This window comes from Massilibacillus massiliensis, from assembly GCF_900086705.1.
GTDB lineage: Bacteria > Bacillota > Negativicutes > FLKF01 > FLKF01 > Massilibacillus > Massilibacillus massiliensis.
Genome location: NZ_LT575483.1, coordinates 1282372 through 1298654, shown reverse-complemented (window position 1 = coordinate 1298654; position 16283 = coordinate 1282372). Strand labels below are relative to the sequence as shown.

The 16283-nt window shown below is 37.8% G+C and carries 17 protein-coding genes; all 17 read left to right on the top strand.

The annotated features are described in order from the left end of the window. The first annotated feature begins 18 nt into the window (after positions 1-18). The 17 genes from BN6559_RS06420 (at position 19) to BN6559_RS06340 (ending at position 16194) form a co-directional block, all read left to right on the top strand. A complete protein-coding gene (locus BN6559_RS06420; RefSeq protein WP_110953947.1) occupies positions 19-972 on the top strand; it encodes a phosphoglycerate dehydrogenase in 954 nt (317 codons plus the stop codon). A gap of 30 nt (positions 973-1002) precedes the next feature. Beyond that, positions 1003-1650 carry a bifunctional 2-keto-4-hydroxyglutarate aldolase/2-keto-3-deoxy-6-phosphogluconate aldolase gene (locus BN6559_RS06415; protein ID WP_110953946.1) on the top strand — a complete coding sequence of 216 codons (648 nt, stop codon included), beginning with the start codon at positions 1003-1005 and terminating at the stop codon, positions 1648-1650. Positions 1651-1821: 171 nt separating this feature from the next. After that, positions 1822-3138 (top strand): gluconate:H+ symporter, encoded by a 1317-nt coding sequence (locus tag BN6559_RS06410; protein ID WP_110953945.1) that lies wholly within the window; start codon positions 1822-1824, stop codon positions 3136-3138. A gap of 128 nt (positions 3139-3266) precedes the next feature. After that, a complete protein-coding gene (locus BN6559_RS06405) occupies positions 3267-4766 on the top strand; it encodes an FGGY-family carbohydrate kinase (protein ID WP_110953944.1) in 1500 nt (499 codons plus the stop codon). Positions 4767-4779: 13 nt separating this feature from the next. After that, the gene (locus BN6559_RS06400; RefSeq protein WP_110953943.1) at positions 4780-5136 is read left to right on the top strand and encodes a PTS glucitol/sorbitol transporter subunit IIA; all 357 of its coding nucleotides are present in this window, start codon (positions 4780-4782) and stop codon (positions 5134-5136) included. Between the two features lie 45 nt (positions 5137-5181). Next, positions 5182-6252, top strand: a complete 1071-nt coding sequence (locus BN6559_RS06395; protein WP_110953942.1) for a 2-hydroxyacid dehydrogenase — start codon at positions 5182-5184, stop codon at positions 6250-6252. 41 nt (positions 6253-6293) lie between these two features. Continuing rightward, a complete protein-coding gene (locus tag BN6559_RS06390) occupies positions 6294-7388 on the top strand; it encodes a zinc-dependent dehydrogenase (protein WP_110953941.1) in 1095 nt (364 codons plus the stop codon). Next, the gene (locus BN6559_RS06385; RefSeq protein WP_199883797.1) at positions 7388-8185 is read left to right on the top strand and encodes a Cof-type HAD-IIB family hydrolase; all 798 of its coding nucleotides are present in this window, start codon (positions 7388-7390) and stop codon (positions 8183-8185) included. The genes BN6559_RS06390 and BN6559_RS06385 overlap by 1 nt, the downstream gene beginning before the upstream one ends. A gap of 339 nt (positions 8186-8524) precedes the next feature. Beyond that, the gene (fsa, locus tag BN6559_RS06380; RefSeq protein WP_110956295.1) at positions 8525-9178 is read left to right on the top strand and encodes a fructose-6-phosphate aldolase; all 654 of its coding nucleotides are present in this window, start codon (positions 8525-8527) and stop codon (positions 9176-9178) included. 14 nt (positions 9179-9192) lie between these two features. After that, positions 9193-10053, top strand: a complete 861-nt coding sequence (locus BN6559_RS06375; protein WP_110953939.1) for a transketolase — start codon at positions 9193-9195, stop codon at positions 10051-10053. Beyond that, the gene (locus tag BN6559_RS06370) at positions 10046-10996 is read left to right on the top strand and encodes a transketolase family protein (RefSeq protein WP_110953938.1); all 951 of its coding nucleotides are present in this window, start codon (positions 10046-10048) and stop codon (positions 10994-10996) included. Before BN6559_RS06375 ends, BN6559_RS06370 begins: the two co-directional genes overlap by 8 nt. Positions 10997-11270: 274 nt before the next feature. Beyond that, complete coding sequence (locus BN6559_RS06365) at positions 11271-11576, top strand: PTS sugar transporter subunit IIB (protein WP_110953937.1); 306 nt, start codon at positions 11271-11273, stop codon at positions 11574-11576. Positions 11577-11600: 24 nt separating this feature from the next. Further along, positions 11601-12887 (top strand): PTS transporter subunit IIC, encoded by a 1287-nt coding sequence (locus BN6559_RS06360; protein WP_110953936.1) that lies wholly within the window; start codon positions 11601-11603, stop codon positions 12885-12887. Positions 12888-12933: 46 nt separating this feature from the next. Then, on the top strand, positions 12934-13821 hold the full coding sequence (locus BN6559_RS06355; RefSeq protein ID WP_110953935.1) for a dihydrodipicolinate synthase family protein: 888 nt from the start codon (positions 12934-12936) through the stop codon (positions 13819-13821). A gap of 75 nt (positions 13822-13896) precedes the next feature. Then, positions 13897-14835: a phosphoglycerate dehydrogenase gene (locus BN6559_RS06350; protein WP_110953934.1), complete on the top strand. Its 939-nt coding sequence runs from the start codon at positions 13897-13899 to the stop codon at positions 14833-14835. A 170-nt stretch (positions 14836-15005) separates the two neighbouring features. Further along, on the top strand, positions 15006-15650 hold the full coding sequence (rpe, locus tag BN6559_RS06345) for a ribulose-phosphate 3-epimerase (RefSeq protein WP_110953933.1): 645 nt from the start codon (positions 15006-15008) through the stop codon (positions 15648-15650). 103 nt (positions 15651-15753) lie between these two features. Continuing rightward, entirely contained in the window at positions 15754-16194 is a 441-nt protein-coding gene (locus BN6559_RS06340; RefSeq protein WP_199883796.1) for a PTS sugar transporter subunit IIA, read from the top strand. The last annotated feature ends 89 nt before the right edge of the window (positions 16195-16283 follow it).

The following is a 16283-nucleotide window of genomic DNA, read 5'->3' as shown; positions in this document are numbered from 1 at the left end:
GTGGAAGGAGGCCATATTTTGGCTAAAGTATTAATTACTGCACGTTCCGTAATGAAGTGCAAGGAATGTGTAGATTTGTTAAAAAATAATGGATATGAAGTAATCGATGGAACGGGGGATGCACCGCGTACAGAGCAGGAAATGATCCAGCTGATTCAAGGTGTTGATGGTGTAATTGCCGGCTTAGATGAACTTACTGCAAAAGTAATTGAAGCGGGAAAACCAACCTTAAAAGTAATTAGCCGGAATGGAGTTGGTTATAATAAGGTCGATATGAAGGCTGCAAAAGAAAATGATGTGGCTGTGACTTTAAGTATTGGAACCAACAACATTTCCGTTTGCGAATTGGTGTTTGGCTTAATGCTTTCGGTATCACGCAATATCGTTCAGCAAAATCAAGAAGTGATCAAGGGTGGATGGCAGCGTGTCATGGGGATAGAATTGCTTGATAAAACGATTGGTGTTATCGGCACAGGCAATATCGGTGCAGAGGTCATCAAAAGGGCGCATGCATTTGGTATGAAGGTATTGGCCTTTGATTTATATCCTCGGGAGGACTTAAAAGAAACTTATGGAGTTCGGTATACAAGTTTAGATGAGATTTATTGTGCATCAGATTTTATTACGCTTCATGTTCCGGCGACGAAAGATACGATAAAAATGTTGAATGAGGAAACCTTGGGTAAAATGAAGAATTCAGCAATTATAATTAATACAGCACGGGGCGATTTGGTGGATGAAGAAGCATTAGCTTGTGCTTTAAAAAATAAAAAAATTGCCGGTTATGGAGCAGATGCAATGACGCAGGAACCACCTGCCCAAGACAACCCATTGCTCAATATGTCAAACGTCGTAATTACACCGCATTGTGGTGGCTATACGAAAGAAGCTGTAATTCGCTGCAGTGTAGTAGCTGGGGAAGAAGTCAGCAGAGTTCTATCAGGACAAAAACCGAAATTTCCAGTGAAATAAAATCATATCAATGTAAAAGGAGTAACGTACATGCTAAAAAAACACGAAACGATTACGAAAATTCTTGAAGTCGGTGTAGTTGCTGTTGTCAGAGCAGAAAATGAGGATCAGGCGAAAAGGATCGCGGCTGCTTGTATCGAAGGCGGAGTAACTGCCATCGAAATGACGTTCACTGTTCCGAGCGCACACAGCGTTATGGAGAGTTTAGCAGCAGCTTATGGAGAAGATGAATTGATCTTGGGTGCAGGAACTGTACTAGATGCTGAAACTGCACGTATTGCAATCTTAAGTGGGGCTCGTTATGTTGTAACACCATGCTTAAGTTTACCAACGATAAAATTGTGCAATCGTTATCAAACACCAATTATGCCAGGCGTTTCTTGTGCGAAAGATGCAATGGAAGCAATGGAAGCCGGTGCGGATATTTTGAAAGTATTTCCTGGTGAATTATATGGTCCAAAAGTCATCAAAGCATTAAAAGGTCCATTGCCACAAGGTAACTATATGCCAACAGGAGGCGTTAGTGTAGATAATGTTGCCGAATGGATTAAAGCGGGCGCTGTTGCTGTAGGGGCAGGCGGGGCTTTGACTGGACCAGCGAAAGATGGAAACTATGCGGAAATCACTAAAAATGCAAAACAATTTATCGCCAATGTGAAGGCCGCTAGAAATAAATAGTTTAAGGAAAGGAGTAAACTGAGTTTAAGACTGTATTATGTACAAAAATAGGCGAGAGATATTTCGATATGAAACATATCGAAAGAGTGCTACCAGCAGGTTTGGAAATAAAATTTGGTTATTCAATGTGATGAATGGGTACAAAATAATTTTATTTAGGAGTGAATCGTAATGCCGTTAATAATTTTGGCACTAGGAATTGTATTGTTATTTTATATGATCGTAGGTTTGAAACTGAATAGTTTTATTGCTTTGATTATCGCTTCTGGTATCGTAGGTGTAAGTGAAGGATTACCGCTTTTACAAATTTTTGATTCGATTGAAAAAGGTGTTGGCGGAACACTTGGGCATCTTGCGATTGTAATTAGTTTTGGTGCTATGCTTGGTAAACTCATGGCAGATAGTGGCGGAGCGCAAAGAATTGCAACAACATTAATTGATAATTTTGGCCGTAAAAATGTAAAGTGGGCAATCTGTTTGACTGGTTTCATTGTCGGGATTGCATTGTTCTATGAAGTTGGTTTCGTTTTAATGATTCCTCTAGTTTTCACAATTGCTGCATCAGCAAAGATTCCATTACTTGAAGTTGGTATACCAATGACAGCGGCGATTTCTTGTACGCATGGATTTTTACCACCACATCCTGGTGCAACAGCAATTGCTATTATGTATAATGCAGATATTGGTTTGACCCTTATGTACGGTATTTTGGTAGCGATCCCAACGGTAATTTGTGCTGGACCTCTTTTAGTTAATTTTTATAAAGATTTGAAAGTTGAAATTCCAGCAGGCCTTTATAATCCTAAAGTTTTCACAGAAGAAGAAATGCCAAGTTTCTCAGTCAGCCTTTTAACAGCTTTAAGCCCAGTATTTTTAATGGCGTTTGCTTCTGTAACAAAAATGGTAATGGCAAAAGATGATCCAATCAATGTCTTCTTCAATTTTGTTGGTCATCCGGATATGGCACTTTTTATTGCTTTACTTTTAGCTATGTATACGTTTGGTTTCAGTCGTGGAAAAACAATGACAGAAATCATGAAAACTTGTGAAAGCTCCATTGTTTCTATCGCAATGATTATGTTGATTATCGGCGGCGGCGGCGCATTCAAACAAGTTTTACTTGATAGCGGCGTTGGTAATTATATCGCTGATTTAATGTTAGGTCTCAATATGTCACCGCTTGTTTTAACATTTATTATCGCAACTGTAATTCGAATTGCGGTTGGTTCAGCAACTGTAACTGCTTTAACAACCGGCGGTATCGTGGCACCGTTGATTCCGCTTACTGGTGTAAGCCCTGAATTGATGGTTTTGGTTACTGGCGCAGGAAGCTTAATTGTTGGTCCGCCAAACGATGCAGGATTCTGGATGTTTAAAGAATTTTTCGGTTTGACGGTAAAACAATGTATAAAAACATGGTGTGTCATGGAAACCGTAATTGGTTTGGTGGGCTTTGCTTCTGTTATGGTTTTAAGTATGTTTGTCTAAATCTAGCAATCCATGCTACAAGGAGTCGTAAAATTAAGAATTTTCACAATGGCTGCTAAACGTAAAGTGTTATATTCTAAGATACGACTTCAATGAATCTAAAGTAATGAAAAAGAGGTGTTCTTTTCATGTCGTATCTGATCGGTATAGATGTTGGAACTACAAATTGCAAAGCGATTGCCTGTGATCATAATGGAAAGTTTTTAGCAACGCATTCTCGTCCGACGATTAAACATTATCTTGAAAATGGCTGGGCTGAATTTCATGCCAATGAGTTATGGGAAAATGTATTGATCTGCATAGAACATGTTGTCAAAGAAATGAAGAATGAAACTTGTGATGGATTGGCTGTTTCCAGTATGGGCGTAGGTGGGTTAGTGGATGAGAACGGTGATCATGTGCATCCGATTATCGCTTGGTTTGATCCGAGAACGGATGCCATCGCTAAAGAATGGAAACAATATGGTTCCGAGAAAATTTATGAAATTACGGGAATCAATCCAAATGCGGTTGCTACAATTACGAAAATTCAATGGATTAAACAAAATCGCCCTGAATGTTATCAAAAAGCAAAACATTGGTTGCAAATTCAGGATTTAATCAGTTTTAAATTAACTGGTGAAACGAGAGTCAGTTATCCAAGTGCTTGTCGTACAATGGCATTTGATTTGAATCAAATGCAGTGGTCCAAAGAGATTCTGGATATTGCGGGCATTTCGCCAGAGTTGTTGCCTGAGCCTGTACCTTCGGGAACTTTAGTAGGCAAGGTTACACCAGAAGTTGAGAAACTTACGAAATTGAAAGCGGGGACGCCGGTGTTTGCCGGCGGACTCGATTATGCTTGCGGTGCGTTTGCGACTGGTATCATTGATACAGGACAAATGCTCGATTCTACAGGAACCAGCGAACAGGTTTTGGCGATCATGGATAAACCAATCTTAAATGCGAGCTATATGGAGCAAAACTTTACTTCATTAAATCACGTTATACAAGGCAAGTATGTAACAAATGGTATGATTACGACATCCGGCGGTGTTTTTGAATGGTTTAAAAAAGAATTTCAAGGCAATTCGTTTGATGAATTGATCGCAGAGGCGGAAAAAAGCCCGATCGGTGCGAATGGTTGTATGTTGATTCCTTACTTTAGCGGCCGTTACTCGTTAGGCTTTGATGCCAATGCCAGAGGTGCTTTTGTTGGACTGACGACAGCTACAAAACGCGGGGACATGGTCAGAGCCCTCCTTGAAGGATTATGTTATGAAATGGCTGGAATGATAGAAGTCATTCAAAATATGGCGGGCATTAAAGTTTCCTCCATTTATGCAATCGGTGGAGCGGCCAAAAGTGATTTTTGGCTGCAACTGAAAGCGGATGTGTCCGGAATTGTTGTAAAAAGCAAAAATGTTCCAGAGTCTCCTGCACTTGGTGCAGCTATGTTAGCCGGTTTAGGGGCGGGTATTTATAAAAGCCCTGCTGATGCCGTCGCACATGTACAGTATCCAGAAAAAGTCTATACACCAAATCCAGAAAATCATCAAAAGTACAAGAAAATTAATACAGTATTGTACAAAAAATTATATGGTGCATTAAAAGGATTCAACGATGACTTAAGAGAACTTCAAATTTGAGGAGGGATACAAGATGAAATACGAAGTTATGGTTACAAATATTGGGGATTTTGTCCTGCAATATATAAAGGTAAGAGATAGCATTATTATTTTTGACAAAGATGTTCCGTATCATTATGCAGACATGGTGGTGGCGCATACAATTGGAAAATTGAAAGCGGATGTTACCGTTGGTGATAAATTAACGATTGCCGAGCAAGAGTATAATGTAACTGCTGTCGGCGATGAAGCAAATCAAACGCTTAGAGAACATGGTCACTGTACATTGGTATTTAACGGAAGCGATACAGTAGAACAACCAGGACAAATTGCGGTTACAAAAGGTGCCGTGCCAAGACTTATGGTTGGCGATACAATTCGTTTTGATTAAAACCAAACGTACAAATTAATATATGGTTTTGGAGGTATATAAACAATGAAAGCTTTAGTAATTGGCGATCCGTTGCTATCAGCAGAAAATTTGAAAGAAGCAGTGCATACTGTAATAGGAAAAGATGTAGAAGTCTTTTGTGTAGATTGGAAACCTGCAAATGATGAAGAATTTTGGTATCTTCGCAGCATCGTAGAAAAAAATGGTCCTTCCGCAGGTAAACCGCCAAAAGAAATCTTTGATTATGTAGCGGATGTTGACCTGATCGTTACGCAGCATACACCAATCAACGCGGAGATCATTAACGCAGCAAAAAAATGTTCGATCCTTGGCGTATGCAGAGCCGGAGTAGAAAATGTTGATTTAGAAGCAGCAACAAAAAATAATATTGCAGTGTTCAGAACGATGGGCAGAAATGCGCATGCAGTATCAGATTATACAGTAGGCTTGATGCTGAGTGAGATCAGAAACATTGCACGTGGTCATGCTGCACTTAAACAAGGAGAATGGAAAAAATTATATTCAAATGAAGCTTTCGTTGGAGATATGTTCCAAAAAACAATTGGCTTAATTGGGTTTGGGTATATTGGTCACTTAGTTGCAAAAAAATTGCACGGTTTTGAAGTAGATATCCTTGTTTATGATCCATATGCTAGCAAAGAAGATATAGAAAAATCCGGCTGTAAGAAAGTTGAACTTGACGAACTTTGCCGCAAAGCTGATTTTGTCAGCATGCATGCAAGATTGTCTGAGGATACGCAAGGTCTTTTAGGTGAAGCACAACTTGCGGTGATGAAACCAACTGCGTATGTGATTAATACGGCGCGTGCTGGACTTATTGATGAACCAGCATTGATCAAAGCATTGGAAAACAAAAAAATTGGTGGTGCGGCACTGGATGTGTTCCTTGTAGAGCCTCCACCAGAAGGACATCCATTCTTTACGCTGGAAAATGTCACGATTACACCACATTTAGCAGGTGTAACAAAAGATACGTTCAGAAGAACACCATTTCTTTTATTAGAAGAAATCAAAAGAACAGCTTCAGAAGGTAATGCTAGATGGTTGATGAACAAAGAGATTCAGCCTGATTTTGCAAAACTTGGCTTAAAATAAGCAACGATTTGACGAACAAAAAGCAAGGAGGACTACTTTAGATGAAAGCAGCAGTTTATAAAGGAACAGCATCGATTGATGTAGAGAATATAGAAACACCCAAAATTCAAGAAGGCGCTTTATTAGTTAAGGTAAAGGCATGCGCGATTTGTGGCGGGGACGTAAGAACTTTTAGACATGGTCACGCGCATATTAAACCACCAATCGTATTAGGACATGAATTTGCCGGTGAAATCATCGAGGTCGGTGAAGGCGTAAAAGACTATAAAGTGGGAGAACGGGTAATTTGTTGTCCGGGGATCGGCTGCGGTTCTTGCAGCTATTGTTTATCCGGCTGGCAAAACATGTGCTACACCAGAGAAACGATTGCGCATCATTATAACGGCGGGTTTGCTGAATATGTACTCGTGCCGGCAGGTGCAGTGCGCGCTGGAAACGTAAATCGAATTCCAGATGAAGTGGATTATTTATCAGCGTCCTTGGCGGAGCCTTTAGCTTGTGTAGTAAACGGACAAGAAGTGATGAATATTCAATTGGGTGATACAGTAGCTGTTATTGGAGCTGGTCCGATTGGTCTGATGCATGCTGAACTTGCTAGAGCGCGTGGTGCAGGAAAAGTATTTTTAATCAACCGGAGTGCAAAACGCTTGGAAGAAGCAAAACATTTCAACTATGATGCTTATATTGACCTAAGCAGTCAAGATGGCGTCCAAGCGGTAAAAGATTTAACAAATGGTATGGGTGCCAATGTAGTGATTGTAACTGCTGGAAATACAGCAGCAATGACAGCCGGCATTAATATGGCCAGCAAAATGGGAAAAGTTTGTCTGTTCGCTGGTCTGCCAAAAGATAAACCAAATTTAGAAATTGATGCGAATTTCGTTCACTATCGTCAGATTGCATTATATGGTGTATTCTCTTCAGCACCAAGGCATAATGCGCTTGCATTAGAAATGATCCGCAGCGGTAAAATTGACGTAGATAAAATTATGACACATGCAGTATCTTTAGATAAGATCTGTGATGGCATGAAAATTGTAGAAGATCGTGGTGGCTTACGTGTTATCGTAGTTCCGGATCTTGAAGCAGTAGCTGCAGACATTAAAAATCATGCAGGGATTCGTATCGTAAAATAGTGGAAGATATAAAGTTAGTTGCGATAGACTTAGATGGAACACTGCTAAGCGATAATAGAAAGATTTCGGTGCCCACCGTCAAAATGATTAAAAAACTAGCGCAAAAAGATATCAAAATCATTTTGGCATCTGCCCGGACACCGAATTCTATATTGCCGTATTATCAGGAGCTCGATTTAAAGACACCGATGATTTGTTTAAGCGGTGCATATATTGGATTTTCAGAATCTCAAGCGATTGACAAACGCCCCCTAAGTTTGCATAGTTATAAAAAACTCATTGAAATTCTTGAAAACGAAGATTTATATCTGAAAGTATATGGATTGAATCGGCTGTATGTGAAAGAAAAGAGCGAAGCAACTGCGAAATTTTCTAAAAACTTTAATGTTCCATTCGAGGTCATGGAAAGGACTTCTTTAGCTAACGTAGACAGGGAGCCCTTCCGCATCTTTTTACTTCATTTAACTGCTGCTTTACGTGATCGGTATCTGCAATGGATACCCAGCCATTTTGCGGATTTCAATGTAACGCGAGAAGGCGATGACGGAATAGAAATTGTGGATGCTTTCGCATCTAAAGGAATTGCCCTTAAGAAAGTTTGCGAAATGTATGCAATCGACCTGAAAAATGTCATGGCGATTGGCAATGAACGAAATGATTTGTCAATGCTGAAAGAAAGCGGAACTTCCATTGCGATGGGAAATGCTTGCGACGAATTAAAACAAATTGCCGATACAGTAACCAAAGACAACGAAAATGATGGCGTTGCATGGATTTTAAATCAATATTTTAGTTAATTAAGATTTAGGGATTATTGTATCCCGTTTGCATGAAATAATAAAAAGCACGATAGAGTATTGTACTCTATCGTGCTTTTTATTTGGAAATTCTATATTAAAACAATTAATACAAGTGTGTGATACTAAAGGTAATAAGTTATATTTTTGTTTTTTTTGAATATTTCGTATAATTTGTACATGGTTAGATAACAAAAGTATATCAAATTTAGTAGGAGGGATGAAGAATGTTAATAAGATAAATTTCTAGAAAGAGGTAAAATTGAATGTTTAAATTTAAAAGCGCAAGGAGGATATTTGGTTTCATCATATTTATTAAAATTTAAGGAGGCAGCTTTAGTGAAATTTTTTATTGATACAGCAAATGTGGATGAAATTCGTAAGGCAAATGATATGGGCGTTATCTTTGGTGTAACAACAAACCCGTCGTTAATTGCCAAAGAAGGGCGCGAATTTAAAAAAGTAATTTCTGAAATTACAGAAATCATTGATGGCCCTATCAGTGGAGAAGTGAAAGCGACAACAGTTAAGGCGGAGAAAATGATTGTTGAAGGGCGTGAAATTGCTGCAATTCATCCCAATATGGTGGTGAAAATTCCAATGACCATAGAGGGGTTAAAAGCAGTTAAGGTTTTGAGTAAAGAAAATATTAAAACTAACGTAACTTTAATATTTAATGTCAATCAAGCATTGTTAGCTGCGAGAGCAGGTGCTACATACGTTTCTCCTTTTTTAGGCAGATTAGACGATATTTCTACCACCGGGGTTGATTTGATTAAGCAAATTGCAAAAATATTTAAAATCCATCAACTGCAAGCTCAGATTATTTGTGCAAGTGTCCGTACACCTATCCATGTGATGGATTGTGCATATGCCGGAGCCGATATAGCTACTGTACCATATAAAGTGTTTGAGCAGATGGTGAAACATCCATTGACTGATCAAGGAATTGAGAAATTTCGACTAGATTACAAAAAAGTGTTTGGCGAATAAAAGGGAGAAAGAGCATGGAAAAAGAAAAGGAGCTTGAACTTAAACGAGTATCTGCACAAATTCGTTATGGGATTATTGACGGAGTATATTGTGCTAGGTCGGGGCATCCGGGGGGATCATTGTCAATTGTAGAACTATTGACGTATTTATATTTTGTAGAAATGCGTATTGATAGCAAGAATCCGAAGTGGATACAACGGGATCGATTGGTATTATCAAAAGGACATGCGGCTCCAGCTCTTTATGCAGCCTTAGCATATAAAAAATTCTTCTCTTATGAGGAAATAAGATGTTTGCGTCATAATGGAGCAATGCTACAAGGACATCCCGATATGAAAAAAACACCTGGGATTGATATGACTACCGGTTCGTTAGGGCAAGGCATTTCGGCAGCCTGCGGGATCGCTTTAGCTGGCAAATTGCAAAATAGAAATTATAGAGTATACACAATTGTGGGCGATGGAGAAACAGAAGAAGGACAGGTTTGGGAAGCAGCAATGTTCGCTGCACATAAGAAATTGGATAATTTATGTATGTTTGTTGATTGCAATGGTTTGCAAATTGATGGGTTAGTTTCAGAAATTGGCGGTCCGGAACCTTTAGATGAAAAATTTAAAGCTTTTGGTTTTCATGTTATAACAATTGATGCTCATGATTTTGTAGAAATTGAAAGTGCTGTAAGTGAATCGAAGCGCATAAAGGGAGCCCCGACAGCCGTGATCGCTAGATCTTCAAAAGGGAAGGGAATTTCTTTTATGGAAAATCGGAAAGAATGGCATGGAAAAGCTCCTAATCGGGAGGAATATGAGCAGGCTATGCAAGAAATAAAAATTTATATGAGCAAGTTAGAGAAAGAGAGGTGTAAAAGTGAGTAATTTGGTGAAAAAAGCAACACGGCTCAGCTATGGCGAAGCATTACGGGATCTCTTTCCAAAGTATCAAAATATGGTAGTTTTAGATGCGGATCTTGCGGAGGCCACACAGACAAAGATTTTTAGGCAAGCATATCCAGCACGCTTTATTGATTGTGGTATCGCGGAAAGTAATTTAATGGGAATTGCTGCAGGATTGGCGGCTTCAGGAATGATTCCTTTTGCCAGTTCATTTGCAATGTTCGCGGCAGGTCGTGCTTTTGAACAAATACGAAACTCCATAGCTTATCCACATCTTCCAGTAAAAATTGGAGCGACACATGCTGGTATCACGGTTGGAGAAGACGGGGCGACCCATCAATGTAATGAAGATATTGCACTGATGCGGTCTATTCCTGGGATGACAATTATTTGTCCAGCTGATGACGTAGAAGCAAAAGCAGCAGTGGAAGCTGCTATATTGCATGAAGGACCGGTTTATCTACGTTTTAGTCGATTCGCAGCTCCGGTGTTCAATGATTTTAATAAATATCGTTTTCAACTTGGCAAAGGAATTTGTTTGAGAGATGGCAATGGCATGTCAATTGTTGCAACGGGATTGATGGTATATGAAGCACTGCGGGCCGCCGAATTGCTTGCACAAGATGGTATTCATGCGAGGGTGATTAATATTCATACTATAAAACCGCTTGATGAGGAAATCATTATGCAAGCGGCTAAAGATACTCGTCTTTTACTTACTGTAGAGGAACATAGTGTGATTGGTGGATTGGGTGATGCTGTTTGTGGTTTGGTGTGCCAAAACAATCCAGTTCCAGTAGTGAAAATTGGGATTGAGGATGAATTTGGACATTCAGGCACTGCTGAAGAATTATTAAAACAATTCGGATTGTGTATGGAACATATTGCTGCTGTTGCAAAAAAAGCATTGAAGAAAAATCAATGATATAGGACAAGCAATAATGACGATTATGTTTTTTCATTCATAGAAGAGAAGTTTTGCATATAAGTTGCATTAAAATACATAAATTGTTTTTAAATTTACGAATTGTATTATTTCAGATAATTTATGTCTTATGATTAATACAAATGTATGACAGTAGAGGTAGCATTTTATATTTTTCTTTTTTAAAAATATTCTGTAAAATATGTATATGAACAAATAGTAAGAATATTTTGATTTTATTAATTATTAAGAAGAAAAGGGAAGGATGAGTTATATGCTGAAAATTCTAGTTGCTTGTGGAAGCGGTGTTGCAACGTCCACGCTTGCTGCACGTACAGTAGAAGAAGTTTGTGAAGCGCATCATATTTCTGTAAATGTGTCTACGTGTAGTATGGGAGAACTTTCGAGTTGTGTGGAAAATGCGGATTTAGTATTAACTACAGGTAAATATGATAGGACCCTACCAAAGCCCGTTTTAAGTGTAACTTCATTTATCACTGGCATCGGTGTAGAAAAGACCAAAAAAGCAATTGTTGAATTACTGGAAACTATTTTGTCGGAAAAACAAACAGAGAAATAATATTTAGGAGGAAATGATACAACTATGGATACATTTAGCCATATAGTTCAAGCAATTTTGAATGTTGGTGCTGTTGCACTTCTTCCATTAATGATTTTAGCTTTAGGATTAATTTTTAGAGTCAGTTTCATTAAAGCGTTAAAAGCAGGACTTTTAGTGGGAATTGGATTTCAAGGCTTACAGTTGGTTGTAGGGTTTCTTGTTGCTACATTGACACCGGTAATTAAACATTATTCTAGTATAGGAACAGGTTTCAGCATCGTTGATGTTGGCTGGGAGACGCTTTCGGCAGCGGCGTGGGCTACTCAGTTTACGGCGATTATTGTTCCCCTGGGGTTAATTGTAAATTTTCTCTTGATTCGATTTAAACTGATTAAAACATTAAATGTTGATATTTGGAATTACTGGCATCTCTTAAGATCCTCTGCGATATTATCCCTTATTTTAACTTTGATGGGGATTTCGGGAGTAACAAATTATAGTATAAGTATAGCCTTTGGCGTTCTTCTTTCAGTTTTTATCTGTTATGTTGGGGACAAGGTGGCACCGTATTGGCAAGAATATTTTGGCCTTGAAGGAACTACCTGTACCACAATTCTGCAGATATTGACAACTTTGCCGATTGCGTTGGCTGTAAATTATGTGATTGATAAAATTCCGGTTATTAAAAAAATTAATATTTCATTTGAGACGATTGGCAGTAAATTTGGTAGTTTAGCCGATCCAACAATTATCGGCGCGATTTTAGGTGCATTTTTGGGAATTCTTACAGGACAGCCTTTGCCTGGAATCATCAAAATTTCAGTGGGATTAGCTGCCGCAATTACATTGACTCCGCGTATGGTTAGGCTATTCATGGAAGGAATGAGCCCGATCAGTAGAGCTGCTAGAGATTATATGATAAAGAAGCTTGGAGCAGATGCAGAGATTAATATTGGTGTTGACATTGCATTAGGGGTTGGAAATCAAACGGCTATCACGGTAGCAGCAGTTATGATACCAATTTGTATATTACTAGCTTTTGTTCTTCCTTGGAATAAGTTTTTTCCTGCCGCCTTTTTTGGATCTTCATTAACTTATGCGATGGCTACGATTACGATGGTTTGTAAGGGCAATATGTTTAGATCCATGATTACAGGATGTGTCTATATGATATTTACGCTCTTCGCATTTAATTTTACAGCTTCTTTATGTACGCAATTTGTAGCTAATTCTGGTGTTACTTCACTTCCTTCAGGTGTTCTTGTCGCAGCTGGAGGCATGAATAACTTTATTGATTTTATACTTGCAGCAATTAGTAAAGCACTTTAAATATAAACATTGTTCATTTTAAATGCAATTTATTAGGAGGTAAAACATGTTTGAAGGTATTATTACACCAATTGTCACGCCTTTTCATCGCGATGAAAAGCAAACAATTAATTATGAAGCAACTGAGATGTTAGTTGAACACTTAATTGATAAAGGAATTTCGGGAATATTTGTTTTAGGGAGCAATGGAGAATTTTATGCGGTAGATGAAGCTGAAAAGATAGAATTCACCAAGACAGTTGTACAGTTGGTAAATCAAAGAGTGCCGGTATTTGCGGGATCGGGGGCTTGTTCAACTCATGCTGCAATTCGTATGTCAAAAAAAATGGAGTATATTGGAGTTGATGCGCTTTCAGTCATTTCACCATATTTCGTGCCACCGTCAGAAGATGAACTTTATCAATATTATGAGGATATTGCCAAATCTGTAACGGTTCCAGTAGTTTTATACAATATACCGAGGATGACTGGGGTTAATATCAGTGCAAATCTTGTATCAAGATTATCGAAAATTGAAAATATCGTAGGCATAAAAGATAGCAGTCGGAATCTCGAAAATTTAAAAGGTTACGTTAATGCTACTTGTGGAACACAAATGTCCGTGCTTGTAGGATCAGATTCAATTATTCTAGATGGTTATCGTCTTGGTGCTACAGGAGCAATTGCTGGTTTAAGCAATATTATTACGGATATAATTTTAGATCTATTTAAAGCGCTCAAATCAGGTGATGAACAAAAAGCAGAGTTGCTGCAGAAGGAAGTAAAACTTCTTAGTGATTTTAATAAGCAAGGAACGATGCCTTCTGTTATAAAACGTTTTGTTGAACTTTCAGGGATAGCAGCGGTGGGACCTGCGCGACGTCCTGTTTTAGAACTTAGTAGAGAGATGGATAAAAAGATCGTAGATATGATTCAGCATTATGGATTGGTGTAAAACGAGCGTTGTATATAGCATTTAGGGGAATAAAGTTTTGATTCTGTTCTGCAGAGTTAGAAAGTAGGGGATGGAATGCAGGTATTAGTTACATCAAATAGTTTCGGTAAGTATAGCTCGAAGCCAAAAGAAATGCTTGAGAAGGCTGGATTTAAAATCGTTTTCAATCCATATCACCGAATGATGACGGAGTGTGAGTTTAAAGCAGCGATAAAAGATGCTGATGCTGTAATATTAAGCACAGAAGTGCTGAATCAATCTGTGATTGATTCAGCTGCAAAATTAAAAGTTGTTTCGCGATATGGTGTTGGATTGGATAACGTTGATCTAGCATATTGTAAGGAAAAAAGCATAAGAGTAACAACTACTAAAAATGCCAACAGCAATGCTGTTGCAGAATTTGCAATTTCACTGATGTTTGCATCATTAAAGGGAATATGCATTTCAAGTGCATATTCCAAAGAAAATAAATGGATGAAAATAGAGGGGCGTGATCTTACTGGTAAAACAGTAGGAATTATAGGATTAGGCTCTATTGGAAAAGAAGTTGCGAAAAAATTGAAATCTTTTGATGTGTCTTTATTGGCGTATGATGTTTATTATGATGAACCCTTTATGAGTCAGTATAATATCAAAAAGGAGACATTGGAAAATGTATTAATAAATGCCGATATTATAACTTTACATTTGCCAGCATTTGATGAGCGGCCATTGATTTCATATAAGGAATTTTCATGTATGAAGAAGGATGCAGTTTTAATTAATACAGCCAGAGCTTCTTTAATTGATCAGCAGGCTTTGATTAAAAACCTTGAAGAAGGAAATTTATTTGCGGTTGGATTAGATGTTCATCCGGATGAACCAAATTTCGATGAACGATTGTTTAAATTTGAAAATGTTATTTTAACACCGCATAATGCTGCCATCAGTCGTGAAGCAATTGATAAAACATCAGTGGTCGCGGTTGAAAACTTGATTGAGAGTTTTCAAAAGATAAAATTCAATAATCTTTAAGATTCTTTCAAATATTTATAATTAGTTTATCTCTTTATAGAGCTTGTTTTTAAAGGCCTTTAATATGGCTTAAGCTATCAGACTACATATTTTTTAATAAAGGGCGAGCGCACTGGAACAAATTAGTCATTGAATAAAATTTTAAATTACATTCTTAGGAGGAGATTTATATGATTATTGCACCTTCACTTTTAAGTGCAGATTTTGCGCAAATTAAAGAGCAACTTAATCAAATAGAAAACAGTAAGGCAAAATGGGTCCATTTTGATGTCATGGATGGAAATTTTGTAAAAAATTTGACGTTTGGGCCTGATATTTTAAAAGCAGTCAAGCGATTGACATCGCTGTTTCTTGATGTTCATTTGGTAATTACGAATCCAGCATATTTTGTAGATATTTTTATTGATGCTGGTGCAGATAATATAACGTTTCATGTAGATGCGATGAGTAATGTGAATCAGAACCTAGCTTTAATACGACATATAAGATCCGAAAATGTAAAAGTTGGAATTACAATGAGGCCGGAAGTAAATGTAGCAAATTATGAGCCTTATCTTGCAGAAGTAGATGTTGCACTCGTGATGTCAATTGAACCAGGTTTTGGTGGACAGCCATTTCAAACTAATGCACTTGAGCGAATTAAATGGCTCTATAATTTACGTAAAGAAAAAATGTATAATTATATGATTCAAGTGGATGGTGGAATAAATCAAGATACTGGAAAACAGTGTGCAGCTGCGGGAGCAGATATTTTAGTTGCTGGAAGCTATATATTTAAAAATGATATCAAAAAGGCTGTGGATTCATTACTATGAAATTAGGTACGGTCGGCGAATAGACGGGACAACGAAAACTTGGTGTAGATGCTTGGAAGCTGCAGTTGCGTAATTAAATTTACAGAAATAATGGGAGGGCATTGTGGAAATAAAAATTGTTGTTATAGAGGATTGTGCTGCTAATTGGAATGAGGCAATAACGAAAACAGCTCAAGCATTATATAAAAAAGGATATGTTAAGTGTATATTTGGTGAAAAGTGTATAGAACGTGAAAAAATTTTTCCAACCGGTCTTAATACTGAGGTTCCAATTGCCATTCCGCATACGGATTCAGAATTTGTTAATGAGTCATCTATTTGTTTCTTAAGATTAATAAAGCCGGTACCCTTTAGGAATATGGAGGATCCGAGTGAATATATTGAAATTCAATATGTACTTAATTTGGCTATTCGTGATGGTAAGGAACAGCTTCCAATGTTGGCTAAGGTGATTGAAACATTTAAAAATCCAAAGTTTTTAGATGAACTTGCAAAAAAAGATACGGATAGTTTCGAAAAGCTGGTCATTCAAAAGTTTTCATAAATTTAAATGGAAAGCTCTAGACTATTCTTGCTAAGCTGATGAAAACTCAACTTAGCAAGAGAGTCGATAACTTTATGAATTATAGGAGA